The organism is Mesorhizobium sp. M8A.F.Ca.ET.021.01.1.1, from assembly GCF_003998025.1.
Taxonomy (GTDB): domain Bacteria; phylum Pseudomonadota; class Alphaproteobacteria; order Rhizobiales; family Rhizobiaceae; genus Mesorhizobium.
This window is the reverse complement of sequence record NZ_RZSJ01000101.1, coordinates 1-13678: the sequence shown is the minus strand read 5'-3', so window position 1 is coordinate 13678 and position 13678 is coordinate 1. Positions and strand designations below refer to the sequence as shown.

Sequence of the window (13678 nt, the reverse complement as noted above, 5' to 3'; positions counted from 1 at the left end):
TCGTTGCTCCTTCTCTCTCGGGCATGCGGGTTGCCGCGAATTGGACCGGCTCATCAAGAGCGCGGCCGGCCAGGATGATCGTCAGCGACAATGGCAGCGAGTTCACCTCGAACGCCATCCTCTCCTGGGCGGATCAGAACCGCGTCGAATGGCATTACATTGCGCCCGGCAAGCCGATGCAGAATGGCTTCATCGAGAGCTTCAACGGCCGACTGCGCGATGAACTGCTCAACGAGACGCTGTTCACCTCGCTGGCTCAGGCGCGCGTCGCCATCGCCCTGTGGCACGCCGACTACAGCACTGCGCGACCGCACTCCCAAATCGCCTGGCAGACCCCGGCCAAGTTCGCCAGCACCTTCAATCCGCGACGGTCGCTCGCGCTGCGCTATGCCAAAGGCTTCGCGCCAGCGCCCGTCGCTTCACCCGCCCAGCAGGGCACAACCCACGCCGGAAACGAACTCAAAACTGCTGGGGGCAACGTCAGTCCCATAGAGCCTTGATGGTTCTCTCGGCCTTTGCTCGCAGCAGCGCCTTAGGTTTGGCGAAGGCGTTCTCAATCGGATTGAAGTCGGGACTGTAGGGCGGCAGGTAGAGCAGGCTCGCCTGCGGCCTCAATCGCGCCGCGCAGGGTTCTCCAGGCGGATGTCGCCAATGTAAAATTTGCTGGCATCCATGCCGCCCTCGCTTTCTGGTTCGAGATCGGAAAATCGCCGAATAATCAGCACATCAACCTGCGCCTGAAGGAGCTCACTGCCACTTTCGGCTGGCGGGGTGTGCCGCCCCACAAATAGAATATCAATTGTCGTGCCAACCGCACAAGCGAAGGCCAGAAAGCCAACATGTGTTCTGCGGCTTAATTGAGAGTCAGCCGATGTCGGCCGAACATCACCTTGTCTCGAAGTCGACGATCCGACAGCAGGTTGCGAAAGTTGGCGCGATGCGAACAAACTGCTGAAGCGCTCAACTTTTATTGATCACGCGTGTTGGACGCGACGCACTCCCGTTCCAATCGGCTGAGCGCAAATTCTCCCGGTTCACAAAACTAAGTCGCTGGAGTAGTGAGGGCGCAGAGAAATCTCCGGTCGCAGCCTTACCCGGTCAAAACAAGGATACCAATGATGAAGACTCTCGCCGTCTGCTCTGGCGGATTGGACTCCGTTTCCCTTGCTCACATGGTGGCAGCGGAGCACGAACTCACCGGCCTTCTATCTTTCGACTATGGCCAACGGCACAGGAAGGAATTGGGCTTCGCCGCTCTTTGCGCGCAGCGACTGAAGGTCCCGCACCAGATCATCGACATCGGCGAAATTGGCCGTGGCCTTTCCGGCTCAGCGCTGACTGGCAGTATCGACGTGCCGGACGGCCACTACGCCGAAGACACGATGAAGATTACGGTGGTGCCGAACCGCAATGCCATCATGTTGGCAATCGCCTTCGGTCTCGCCGCCGCCCACAGCGCCGAAGCGGTGGCGGCGGCCGTGCATGGCGGGGACCATTTCATCTATCCCGATTGCCGTCCGGCCTTCATTGAAGCTTTCCAGACAATGCAAGACCGCGCGCTCGACGGCTATGCGCAGATACGCCTCTATGCACCGTATGTGAATCTCGGAAAAGCTGACATTGTTGCGGATGGCGCAAGATACGGCACCCCGTTTGCTGAGACCTGGTCCTGTTACAAGGGCGGCGTGCGTCACTGCGGACGATGCGGGACCTGCGTCGAGCGGCGCGAAGCGTTCCATCTCGCCGGGCACGCTGATCCCACCGACTACGAGGACGCCGATTTCTGGCTTGAGGCGCTGCGCAGGAGGCGCGCGTAATGTTCCACATCAGCAAGGAATTCCACTTCTCGGCCTCGCATCAGCTCACCTCCTTGCCTTCCAACCATCAATGCGCGCGCCTGCACGGGCATAACTATGTCGTCGTAGTGGAGCTGTCGGCCAAGGAACTGGACGCCCACGGCTTCGTGCGCGACTATCACGATCTGGCGCCGCTCAAACGCTACATTGACGAGAGCTTCGACCATCGGCACCTCAACGACGTGCTGGGACATGAGAAGGTCACGGCGGAATGCCTGGCCAGACATTTCTATGAATGGTGCAAGGCACGTCTGCCGCAGACCGCGGCCGTGCGCGTTAGCGAAACACCGAAAACTTGGGCGGAATACCGTCCGTGACCGACATGCATCCCGCAATCCGTGTGAGCGAGATATTCGGGCCGACTATCCAGGGCGAGGGCGTGCTCATCGGCTTGCCGACGGTGTTCATCAGAACCGGCGGATGTGATTATCGCTGTTCATGGTGCGACAGCCTTCACGCGGTGGACAATCAGTATCGCCATGAATGGCTACCGATGCCGATCGATGCCGTGTGGCAAACCGTCCATGCGCTTTCCGGCGGCAGGCCGGTTATGGTCTCCTTGTCAGGCGGCAACCCGGCCATTCAGCCGTTCGGTCCCCTCATAGAACGAGGCCATCGCGAGGGCTATCGTTTTGCACTGGAAACGCAGGGTTCCGTGGTGAGGGAGTGGTTTGCGGATCTTGACGTGCTGACCCTTAGCCCAAAGCCGCCGTCCAGCGAGATGACGACCCGTTGGACTGCGTTTGATGCATGCCTCGAAGCGGCGCAAGAGAAGCCGCAAATCGTGCTCAAGCTCGTCGTTTTCGACGAGAGTGACTATGCCTACGCCAAAGAAGTCGCGGCGAGATATCCGCACCTTCCGATCTATCTGCAACCCGGCAATCACACGCCGCCGCGCCCTGGCAGTGAAGACGCCTCTGTCGACTTGGACGGAATAATGATGCGAATGGAATGGCTTGTCGAAAGGGTGACTAGCGACAGGTGGTTCGAAGCCCGCGTGTTGCCGCAGCTGCACGTTCTGCTTTGGGGTAACAAGAGGGCGGTCTAGTCTGCGGCTTGCGTCGCACCGGAAGGCCGGGCTCCGACGGCTTGGCAGGCTCTCTTCGCGTGCCGAGTACAGCCGAGCTTTGTTCGCGTCAGCGGTCTCGCGATTGTGCGGCTGGAAACCGCCCGGACACCCCGCTGCCGGCGTGTGTCACCTTGACTCCGATGAGCTGTCGTCACGCAAAGTTGAAATCCGTAAGAACTGGCCTTCTCGCCCCACCTGCTCCGTCGCAAGCACGTCATCCCCTCATCCTTGTCCAGCTCTTATCGATGTATCTCATTGTCCGGCCTGGCGCACGACTGTCAGACACCAGAACGCCCAAAGGGGCTGGCCCGCCGGTCAACGGCAGCTGCTAAACAGAACGGCGATGTGCATGGGAATGCATCCATTGCGCAAATGCCTTCCATAAAGAAGATCGATTTCCTCACTGGCCCAACGTGAAATATAGCAACGTTTTCGTGGCGTCGTCGGCTGCGTCGGGAGTAGCGATGAAAACGTATTGGGGTCGCCTGCGTCTCCTTGGGCAGCGAGTGCAAAGTATAGCGATGCGGCCTCAGGCCCGAACGGCAGCCGCGCAGTGATCACCTTCGCCTGTGCCTTTGCGGCGGGGGTCAAGCGCTGGTCTGCTCAAATTTTTCATCGTTTAGCTGGTTGAAACTGCCCCCGTTGCGGGCTGCAGAAGCCGGCCAGCCGAGAAACGGCAGCCGCACTTATGAAAGCACGCCAAGGCATGCGGGCATCCATCAGTTGCAAAGGACAATAGTGGCCGCGCCGATTGGCCATCACGCGTCCATTAGGGCAGCCACCAACATCAGTTCGCAAGAGGAGCAAAAGCAGTATGTATCGTCGTCACCTGATCAAAGGGTTGGTTGCGCTCGGCGCATGCCGGATTTGCGTTCAAGCCGCCCATGCGACCAGTGCCCATTGGGGGTACACCGGTCCGGTCGGACCGGAGCACTGGGCTGATCTGGATAAGGAAAATTTCGTATGCTCTGCCGGCACGCAGCAATCGCCGATCAATATCAACAGCGCGGTCAAGGCGGATATCCGGCATATCGCCATCGGTTGGCACAAGGGCGGCGGCAATATGGTGAACAACGGCCACACCATTCAAATCAATATGCCACAAGGCAGCACGCTGACCCGCGGCGATCGTGTCTACGAACTGGTACAGTTCCATTTCCATGCGCCAAGCGAACATCATGTGGCGGGCAAGAGCTTCCCGATGGAGGTGCATTTCGTTCACAAGGACACGCAAAGTGGTACTCTGGGCGTGCTGGGCGTCTTTTTAACGCCCGGCGCGACAAATGCCAGCTTTGCTGCCCTTGCTGCGGCCTTTCCCGAACTGCCGAATGGGGAGGTTACGATCGACGAGGTGAATCCCAACTGGCTTCTGCCAGCGTCGCTTGGCTATTGGACTTATGAGGGCTCACTGACGACGCCGCCGTGCGCCGAAAACGTCGAGTGGATGGTGGCGATGGAACCGGTTGACGTTGATCCGGCAGACATCCAGCGATTTACCTCACTCTACCCGTCGAACGCGCGCCCTATTCATTCACCCAATCGACGCTTCATCCTGCGCCACAGTTGAGCGCCGCCCCAGCGGTTCCGCACGGTCCAACATTCTTGGCACAAATTGGCGCGAAGCCTCCTCTTCCGGTCTGGCGGTCTGACGGCGCTCCCCAAGCTGGCTAGTCTAAAGGATAGGGATTCGGTGCCGGCACCACTCGTCCCAAAGACGTCGCGGCGAGGTTTGTCTGCAATCCGGCAATCACACGCCGCCCCGCCGTGGCAATGAAGACGTCTCTCTCGAGTCCGACGGAATATGATGCGCATGGAATAGCTGGTCGAAAAGGTGACCAGCGACAGGTGGTTCGAAGCCCGCGTCTTGCCGCAGCTGCACGTTCTACTCTGGGGTAACAAGAGGGCGGTGTATACCTTCTCCTAGCTTCGCCGCCAACTACTCGGTTTTCCGAATTGCTCTCTATATTCTTGAAGGCGATGCGTTCGTTAAAGACATATGCTGCGCACCTGGTGTAAAAGCTGCTCTCATCATGCAGAGGTCAAGCCAGTCGGGCTCATCCGAAGCTATGGCCGTGAGCACTGTTCAGTTCGGCAGAGAGGGCGCTTTTGTACACCATTTGCCATCGAGGCGGCCCCCGTAGCAGTCTGCAAGCTGCCGCGACACTTCCTCTCGAACCCGCCAGCCCGCCTTTCGTGCAGCTCCTCTGAACAAAACCACCGCTCGCCCTTCAGTAGGTTGATGCGCGTCTCCCAGTAAGAGTCCTGTCCAAGAACGTGATAATCTTCTTGCCAGTGTTGTAGCTGATGTTGCCCTTGATGCCGCAGCCTACCGCGGCGGGACCAAACTCAATGGCAAGCAGGCCGGCTAGGATCGTGCAGCCAGTCGCGAGCCTCGCCCACAACGGGGTCTCACGCGCATGAGGGCGCCGACCATGGGTTCGGCGGTTCGTACGCGTATAACACGTATCTTTCTGAAAAAATCAATGCTCTCGGCTAAGCTACTGAATTATTTGGCTTCCATATAGCGCGTCGGCGGAACCAACTTGTAGACGGGCTATGAAAGGTTAAGCGCGGATGTCTATCGGCCGCCGGCGTTCCCGCTCTGTAAGCCTGCCTGAACTACCCGCGCCGCGGTCAAGCCCCAGGCTCCTGCTCATCCAGCGACCGCCCGATCAATGGCAGGCTGGAAAGACAAGAGCCGATGTCTTCCGATGGTCTCGCCATCAGCTTTGGGCTAACTTCCCCATTCTCCCGCTTCGAGCTCGACACACGGCGGTTTGGATGGCGCACGACAATCTGTGTCGGCTTTGTCGTGTCCGTGACAGACGCCTGAAAGGCCCGTTCGCGCGTTTTGCCGCCGTCTAAGCGGCTGGAATTTAATGACAAAGTTTCTTCTGGGATCGGCCGATCACGCTGGTACGCTTTTTGCGATGCTTGGTGTGAGGCGGCACGAGCTGCCTATCGGCACTTGTGTCGCGGGCAGTCGCGATGATTAGAACGAAGGAAGGAAAGCTATTATGTCAGGTCTGCGTCAGATCGCCTTTTACGGAAAAGGCGGCATCGGCAAGTCCACCACGTCCCAAAATACGCTCGCTGCCCTTGTCGACCTCGGGCAGAGAATCCTCATCGTAGGATGCGACCCCAAAGCCGATTCCACACGCTTGATCCTGAATTCGAAAGCTCAGGATACCGTCCTGGATCTCGCCGCACAGGAAGGCTCGGTGGAAGACCTCGAACTCCAGGACGTGCTCAAGGTGGGCTACAGAGGCATCAAGTGCGTGGAGTCCGGCGGCCCCGAGCCGGGTGTCGGTTGCGCCGGCCGCGGCGTCATCACCTCGATCAATTTCCTCGAGGAGAATGGCGCTTATGACGATGTCGATTATGTCTCCTATGACGTCCTCGGCGACGTGGTATGCGGCGGCTTCGCCATGCCGATCCGCGAAGGCAAGGCCCAGGAGATCTATATCGTCATGTCAGGCGAGATGATGGCGCTCTATGCCGCCAACAACATCGCCAAGGGCATCCTCAAATATGCCCATTCGGGCGGTGTGCGGCTGGGCGGGCTGATCTGCAATGAACGTCAAACCGACCGCGAACTCGATCTGGCCGAAGCACTGGCTGGCCGATTGAATTCCAAGCTCATCCACTTCGTGCCCCGCGACAACATCGTCCAACATGCCGAACTCAGGAAGATGTCGGTGATCCAGTACGCGCCGGACTCAAAGCAGGCAGGGGAATACCGCGCTCTGGCCGAGAAGATCCACGCCAATTCGGGCCAGGGTACGATCCCGACGCCGATCACCATGGAGGAGCTGGAGGAGATGCTGCTCGACTTCGGCATCATGAAGACCGACGAGCAGATGCTTGCCGAGCTCCACTCCAAGGAAGCGGCGAAGGCGGCGGCCCAGTAGTGACATTAGCGCTGCCATCAATCGGCGCGCCTTGCAGAGAACGGCGCCTATTCTTTGAGGCGTCACCCAACCTTGAAAGGGGGACTCATGAGCCGGGAATACGAGAATGACGGTGCTCTTCATGCGAAGCTTATCGAAGAGGTGCTGTCGCATTATCCCGACAAGGCGGCGAAGCGCCGCAAGAAGCACCTCAACGTAGCAAAGAGCGGCAACGAGGCTGGCGGGGAAAGCGAGGTCCTTTCCGAATGCGACGTCAAATCGAACATCAAGTCCATTCCCGGGGTGATGACGATTCGCGGCTGTGCATATGCTGGTTCGAAAGGCGTGGTGTGGGGGCCAGTCAAGGATATGGTCCATATCTCGCACGGCCCGGTCGGCTGCGGCCAATATTCTTGGTCGCAGCGCCGCAACTACTACGTCGGTACAACGGGCGTCGACACGTTCGGGACAATGCAGTTCACCTCCGATTTCCAGGAGAAGGACATCGTCTTCGGCGGCGACAAGAAGCTGGAACAGATCATTGACGAGATTGAAGTCTTGTTTCCGCTCAACAACGGCATCACCGTGCAGTCCGAATGCCCTATCGGCCTGATTGGCGATGACACCGAGGCCGTTTCTCGCAAAAAGACCAAGGAGTATGACAAGACGATCGTGCCGGTACGCTGCGAGGGCTTCCGCGGCGTCTCGCAGTCGCTTGGCCACCACATCGCCAATGATGCAATCCGGGATTGGGTCTTCGACAAAAAGGATGTCAAGTTCGAGGCCGGCCCCTACGACGTCAACGTCATCGGCGACTACAATATCGGCGGCGATGCCTGGGCCTCGCGCATACTGCTTGAGGAGATAGGGCTGCGCGTGGTTGGCAACTGGTCGGGTGACGCCACACTCGCAGAGATCGAGCGCGCCCCGAAGGCTAAGCTCAATCTTATCCACTGCTACCGGTCGATGAATTACATCTGTCGGCATATGGAGGAAAAGTATGGCGTCGCCTGGATGGAGTACAATTTCTTCGGTCCCTCCCAGATCGAAGCCTCTCTGCGCAACATAGCCAAGCATTTTGGGCCGGAAATCGAGGAGAAGACCGAAAAGGTCATTGCCAAGTACAGGCCGCTTGTTGATGCGGTCATCGCCAAGTACCTGTCGCGCCTGGAAGGAAATACCGTGATGCTCTATGTGGGCGGCCTGCGCCCCCGCCACGTCGTCACGGCCTACGAGGACCTCGGCATGGTCATCGTGGGCACCGGCTATGAATTCGCCCACAGCGACGACTATCAGCGCACCGGCCACTACGTGAAGAACGGCACGCTGATCTACGATGACGTGACCGGCTATGAGTTGGAGAAATTCATCGAAGGGATTCGCCCAAATCTGGTCGGCTCGGGAATCAAAGAAAAATACCCGGTGCAGAAGATGGGCATACCGTTCCGCCAGATGCATTCCTGGGATTATTCAGGTCCGTATCACGGCTACGATGGCTTTGCCATTTTCGCACGTGATGTGGATCTCGCCATTAACAACCCGGTCTGGGACCTATTCCACGCGCCTTGGAAAAGAAGCCGGGGCGATGAGCGGGCGATGGCTGCCGAATAAACATTTGCTTCAGCCCCAGTCTCCCACTGAGACGGTGAACTCCCGCGGCCTCTGATCCGCCGGAGCCTGGAACGTCTTGACGTCCTGAGCTGCCGTCCCGCGCAGCCAGATGCAAAAGAGGTAATCATCATGCCGCAGTCGGCTGAAAAAATTCTCGATCACGCTCCCCTGTTCCGCGAGCCGGAATACAGAAAGATGCTCGCTGAGAAGAAGCTAAACTTCGAATGTCCGCACCCCGATGAAATCGTTTCCGATCAGCGCGATTTCACCCAGACGTGGGAATACCGCGAAAAGAACCTCGCCCGCAAAGCGCTTGTCGTGAACCCGGCCAAGGCCTGCCAGCCGCTGGGTGCGGTATTCGCTGCCGCCGGCTTCGAGCGAACCATGTCCTTCGTCCACGGCAGCCAAGGTTGCGTCGCCTATTACCGCTCGCACCTGTCGCGCCATTTCAAGGAGCCTGCCGCGGCGGTCTCCTCCTCAATGACCGAGGATGCGGCGGTGTTTGGCGGCCTGAAGAACATGGTCGACGGGCTCGCCAACACCTACCAGCTCTACGACCCCAAGATGATTGCCGTGTCGACGACCTGTATGGCAGAGGTCATTGGCGACGACCTGCACAGCTTCATCCAGAACGCCAAGGACGAAGATTCAGTCCCGCGCGACTTCGACGTGCCCTTTGCCCACACCCCGGCCTTCGTTGGCAGTCATGTCGACGGCTATGACAACATGGTCAAAGGCATTTTGGAGCACTTCTGGAAAGGTCAGGAGCGTACGCAAATCGAAGGAACCATCAACATCATTCCGGGCTTCGACGGCTTCTGCGTCGGCAACAACCGGGAGCTCAAGCGCCTGCTCGATGTAATGGGCGTGTCCTATACATTGATCCAGGATGCCTCTGACCAGTTCGATACGCCTTCGGACGGTGAATACCGCATGTATGACGGGGGCACGAAGATCAACGAGGTGAAGAAGGCCCTCAACGCCGAGGCAACGCTTTCGCTGCAGCATCACAACACCCGAAAGACACTGGGCTATTGCGAGGAGGTCGGGCAGGCGACGGCCTCGTTCCACTATCCGCTCGGCGTTCAGGCGACGGACGAATTCCTGATGGAGGTCGCGGCGATTTCCGGCAAGGAGATTCCCGAGGCAATTCGCCTCGAGCGCGGCCGACTGGTAGACGCCATGGCGGACAGCCAATCCTGGCTGCATGGTAAGAAATACGCCATCTACGGTGATCCCGACTTCGTTCACGCAATGGCCCGCTTTGTCATGGAGACCGGCGGCGAGCCAACCCATTGCCTCGCCACCAATGGCACCTCGGCATGGGAAGCCGATTTGAAGAAGCTGCTAGCATCCTCGCCTTTCGGCAAGGCTGCCCAGGTTTGGGCGGGCAAGGACCTGTGGGCGCTGCGCTCACTGCTCTTTACCGAGCCGGTGGACCTTTTGATCGGCAATTCCTACGGCAAGTACCTGGAGCGCGACACCGGAACACCGCTGATCCGGCTGATGTTTCCGATCTTCGATCGGCACCATCATCACCGCTTTGCGCTCTTTGGCTACCAGGGAGCGTTGCGCGTGCTGACGACGATCCTCGACAAGATCTTCGACAAACTCGATCGCGAGACGAGCGAGACGGGTGTGACGGATTATTCCTATGACCTCACGCGCTAAGAGCTGTGGCCGGCTTTTCGCCGAGGCCATTCCTTGCCCAATGGACTGGGGAGGCTGAGCAATGTCCTCCCTCAGCGCCAAAATCAAGGACGCCTTCGATGAGCCCGCCTGCGATAAGAACCGTGGCAAAGATGCCAAGGCGCGCAAGGAGGGCTGCTCGAAGTCGCTGACACCAGGGGCGGCAGCCGGCGGCTGCGCCTTTGACGGAGCCAAGATCGTCCTGCAGCCGATCACCGACGTTGCGCATCTGGTCCATGCGCCGCTCGCCTGCGAGGGCAATTCTTGGGACAACCGTGGTGCGGTTTCGTCAGGGCCGACCTTGTGGCGGACAAGCTTCACGACCGACCTCACCGAACTCGACCTTGTGATGGGGCAGGGCGAGCGGAAACTCTTCAAGGCGATCCGCGAGATCAAGCACACATACGCGCCGCCGGCGATCTTCGTCTACTCGACTTGCGTAACGGCGCTGATCGGTGACGACATCGAGGCTGTGTGCAAACGCGCCACGGAAAAGTTCGGTTTGGCCGTGGTGCCGATCAATGCGCCTGGCCTGGCAGGCTCCAAGAACCTCGGCAATAAGCTCGCCGCCGAGGCGTTGCTCGATCATGTCATCGGCACGGTCGAACCCGACGACCCCGGACCCTACGACATCAACATCCTTGGCGAATTCAACCTCTCGGGCGAATTCTGGCTTGTAAAGCCGCTCCTCGATCGGCTCGGGATCCGGGTGCGCGCCTGCATTCCCGGCGATGCGCGTTACCGCGACATTGCTTCCGCGCACCGCGCCCGGGCGGCAATGATGGTGTGCTCGACCGCGCTGATCAGTCTTGCCCGCAAGATGGAGGAGCGCTGGGACATCCCGTTCTTCGAGGGCTCCTTCTATGGCATCTCCGACACATCGCAAGCTCTTCGAAACCTTGTCAGGCTGCTGGTGAGGAAGGGCGCCGATCCGGAGATCCTCGAGCGCACAGAGACGCTGATCGCGCAGCAGGAGGCGATCGCGTGGAAGAAACTCGAATCCTACCGGCAAAGGCTCCAAGGCAAGCGCGTGCTGCTCAACACAGGCGGTGTGAAGTCCTGGTCGGTTGTCCATGCGCTGATGGAGATCGGAATCGAGATCGTCGGCACCTCGATCAAGAAATCTACGGTGCAGGACAAGGAGCGCATCAAACAAGTTCTCAAGCACGACAAGCACATGTTCGAATCCATGGCTGCGAGCGAGCTGTACGCCATGCTCTCTGAACACAGGGCCGATATCATGCTGTCGGGCGGTCGCACGCAATTCATTGCGCTCAAGGCCAAGACGCCCTGGCTCGATATCAACCAGGAGCGCCAGCATCCTTATGCCGGCTATGACGGCATGGTGGAACTCGTACGCCAGATCGACCTCGCCATTCACAATCCGATCTGGTCTCAGGTGCGCCAGCCGGCCCCGTGGGATTGCCAGCCTGAGCTGATAGGCGAATTGCCGTGCACGAGGAACGAGACCGCGTACCTGTTTGATGAATTCGCCTGCGCGACGGCACACGAGTGTTGAGGCGACCGATGGCCCGCATCCTTCCCCAGAGCAAATCGGCGGCAGTCAACCCGCTGAAGTCGTCGCAGCCGCTGGGTGCCGCCTTTGCCTTTCTTGGCGTCGACGGTGCGATGCCGCTGTTCCACGGCAGCCAAGGCTGCACAAGCTTTGCGCTCGTTCTCTTCGTGCGGCACTTCAAAGAAACGATTCCCTTGCAGACTACGGCGATGGATGAGGTGGCGACCATCCTCGGCGCAGCCGACCATCTGGAAGAGGCGATCCTCAACCTCAAGAACCGCACGAAGCCAACGCTGATCGGGGTGTGCACGACCGCGCTGGTGGAGACGCGTGGCGAAGATTGCGCGGGTGATATTGCCAACATCATGCGGAAGCACACGCAACAGCTTGCGGGTACGGAGGTCGTGCTGGCCAACACGCCGGATTTTGACGGCGCGATCGAAGAGGGCTGGGCCAAGGCAGTCACCGCAATGATCGAAGGGATTACGCGCTCGGGCGAACGGGCGCGGCACCCGAAGAAGATCGCAATCCTACCCGGATGCAACCTCTCTGTCGCCGACATCGAGCATATGCGGGACATGGTTGAAAGCTTTGGGCTCAAGCCGGTTATTCTGCCCGACATTTCAGGCTCGCTCGACGGTACGGTTCCTGACCGCTGGGTAGCGACCACATACGGCGGCACCAGCGTCGAAGACATTCGCGAGTTGGGCACGGCCATGCAATGCATCGCCATCGGTGAGCACATGCGCCGCCCGGCGAAAGCGCTGCACGGGTTGACCGGCGTGCCTTACGTGTTGTTCCAGTCACTGACTGGGCTGCAGGACACGGACCGCTTCGTGTCGCTGCTGTCTGCGATTTCGGGCGCGGCGGTACCGGCCCGCGTGCGCCGGCGCCGGGCGCAATTGCAGGACGCGATGCTCGACGGACATTTCCATTTCGGCGGCAAGAAAATTGCCATCGCTGCCGAACCAGACCAGCTGTTCCAACTTGCGACCTTCTTTGCTGGCCTCGGCTCCGAGATAGCCGCGGCCGTCACAACGACCGACAGGTCTAAAATTCTCAAGAAAGTCCCGGCGGTTTCGGTTCAGATCGGCGATCTCGGCGATCTGGAAAGTCTTGCCGTCGGTGCTGACCTGCTTGTCACGCATTCGCACGGGCGCCAGGCATCGGAGCGGCTCGGAATTCCGCTCATGCGCATCGGGTTCCCGGTCTTCGATCGACTAGGCAGCCAGCACAAGCTCGCAATTCTCTATCAGGGCACCCGCGACATGATCTTCGAGGTCGCCAGCATCTTCCAGGCCAACCAACACGCGCCCACTCCTGAGGCGCTTGATCCACTCCGTAATCGAGAAATATCACGATGAACGCTGTTCGCCGCCTCTCGCTGGTCAGTAATGAGGTTTTCGCCCCGATGCCTGAACGACGTAAGGGCGCATTGCGCGTTGCGATCGCCACTCAGGACATGCAGGACCTCAATGCCCATTTCGGGTCGGCCAGGCGCTTTGCTGTCTACGACGTGACGCGCGAGGAATGGAATCTCGTAGAAGCCGTGGCCTTCGATGACGTGTCCGATGAAAGCGGGGAGCATCGGGCCGAGCGCGATGATCGCATCACGCCAAAGGTGGATGCGCTCAAGGGCTGTCAGATCCTGTTTTGTCTGGCAATTGGCGGCCCTTCGGCAGCCAAGCTTGTCGCGGCAAAAATCCACCCGATCAAAGTGGCGGAGCCCCAATCGATCCCACAGGTGCTCTTGCGCACGCAGATGATGCTCAGGACGTGTCCTCCGCCTTGGCTGCGCAAGGTGCTGGCGCGAGCGGGCATTGCCGAAAAGAAACCGTCCTTCGAGGACGAGGACTGAAAAGAGGAGGACGCCAATGCCTGACCCCGCAATCCCCCCAGCTGTCGCCGAAGACGAGGCGGCTCTTTGCACCCCGTTCGTCAAATGCCTCGTGCGGCTGATCCGTTCTCAGGATTCCTATGGCTCGTGGGAACGCAAAGCGGACGCTGAGCTGCTGGGCGACTTCATCATTACCAAGGAACAGCGCCG

General features: G+C 59.4%; 12 protein-coding genes and 2 pseudogenes. 12 read left to right on the top strand and 2 right to left on the bottom strand.

What is annotated here, in order from left to right:
• Nucleotides 1-500 (top strand): integrase core domain-containing protein (locus EOA36_RS11075; RefSeq protein WP_245464318.1); only part of this gene is annotated, 500 nt, incomplete at its 5' end.
• Here EOA36_RS11075 and EOA36_RS11070 read toward each other — a convergent pair.
• Nucleotides 487-603 (bottom strand): annotated as a pseudogene (locus tag EOA36_RS11070) (transposase); the annotation flags it as partial. The gene EOA36_RS11075 and the pseudogene EOA36_RS11070 sit on opposite strands and share 14 nt — an antisense overlap.
• Before the next feature lie 8 nt (nt 604-611).
• Nucleotides 612-947 carry a hypothetical protein gene (locus tag EOA36_RS11065; RefSeq protein ID WP_126097319.1) on the bottom strand — a complete coding sequence of 112 codons (336 nt, stop codon included), beginning with the start codon at nt 945-947 and terminating at the stop codon, nt 612-614.
• Between the two features lie 171 nt (nt 948-1118).
• Between EOA36_RS11065 and queC the strand changes: the two genes are divergently transcribed.
• The 11 genes and pseudogenes from queC (at nt 1119) to nifX (ending at nt 13489) form a co-directional block, all read left to right on the top strand.
• Nucleotides 1119-1817 (top strand): 7-cyano-7-deazaguanine synthase QueC, encoded by a 699-nt coding sequence (gene queC / locus EOA36_RS11060; protein WP_126102496.1) that lies wholly within the window; start codon nt 1119-1121, stop codon nt 1815-1817.
• Nucleotides 1817-2173, top strand: a complete 357-nt coding sequence (queD, locus tag EOA36_RS11055; RefSeq protein WP_126097320.1) for a 6-carboxytetrahydropterin synthase QueD — start codon at nt 1817-1819, stop codon at nt 2171-2173. Before queC ends, queD begins: the two co-directional genes overlap by 1 nt.
• A 5-nt stretch (nt 2174-2178) precedes the next feature.
• Nucleotides 2179-2904 (top strand): 7-carboxy-7-deazaguanine synthase QueE, encoded by a 726-nt coding sequence (gene queE / locus EOA36_RS11050; RefSeq protein ID WP_189342945.1) that lies wholly within the window; start codon nt 2179-2181, stop codon nt 2902-2904.
• 835 nt (nt 2905-3739) lie between these two features.
• On the top strand, nt 3740-4492 hold the full coding sequence (locus EOA36_RS11045) for a carbonic anhydrase (RefSeq protein WP_126097322.1): 753 nt from the start codon (nt 3740-3742) through the stop codon (nt 4490-4492).
• Between the two features lie 160 nt (nt 4493-4652).
• Nucleotides 4653-4849, top strand: a pseudogene (locus EOA36_RS38200) (7-carboxy-7-deazaguanine synthase QueE); the annotation flags it as partial.
• Nucleotides 4850-5942: 1093 nt separating this feature from the next.
• Nucleotides 5943-6836, top strand: a complete 894-nt coding sequence (nifH, locus tag EOA36_RS11030) for a nitrogenase iron protein (RefSeq protein WP_024505261.1) — start codon at nt 5943-5945, stop codon at nt 6834-6836.
• Nucleotides 6837-6923: 87 nt separating this feature from the next.
• Entirely contained in the window at nt 6924-8426 is a 1503-nt protein-coding gene (nifD, locus tag EOA36_RS11025) for a nitrogenase molybdenum-iron protein alpha chain (protein WP_024505262.1), read from the top strand.
• A gap of 129 nt (nt 8427-8555) precedes the next feature.
• Complete coding sequence (nifK, locus tag EOA36_RS11020; protein WP_024505263.1) at nt 8556-10097, top strand: nitrogenase molybdenum-iron protein subunit beta; 1542 nt, start codon at nt 8556-8558, stop codon at nt 10095-10097.
• Nucleotides 10098-10158: 61 nt separating this feature from the next.
• Nucleotides 10159-11634, top strand: coding sequence for a nitrogenase iron-molybdenum cofactor biosynthesis protein NifE (nifE, locus tag EOA36_RS11015; RefSeq protein WP_095489376.1), 1476 nt, complete (start codon nt 10159-10161; stop codon nt 11632-11634).
• Between the two features lie 8 nt (nt 11635-11642).
• Nucleotides 11643-12995: a nitrogenase iron-molybdenum cofactor biosynthesis protein NifN gene (gene nifN / locus EOA36_RS11010; protein WP_127277678.1), complete on the top strand. Its 1353-nt coding sequence runs from the start codon at nt 11643-11645 to the stop codon at nt 12993-12995.
• The gene (gene nifX / locus EOA36_RS11005; RefSeq protein WP_126097324.1) at nt 12992-13489 is read left to right on the top strand and encodes a nitrogen fixation protein NifX; all 498 of its coding nucleotides are present in this window, start codon (nt 12992-12994) and stop codon (nt 13487-13489) included. Before nifN ends, nifX begins: the two co-directional genes overlap by 4 nt.
• Nucleotides 13490-13678 lie beyond the last annotated feature (189 nt).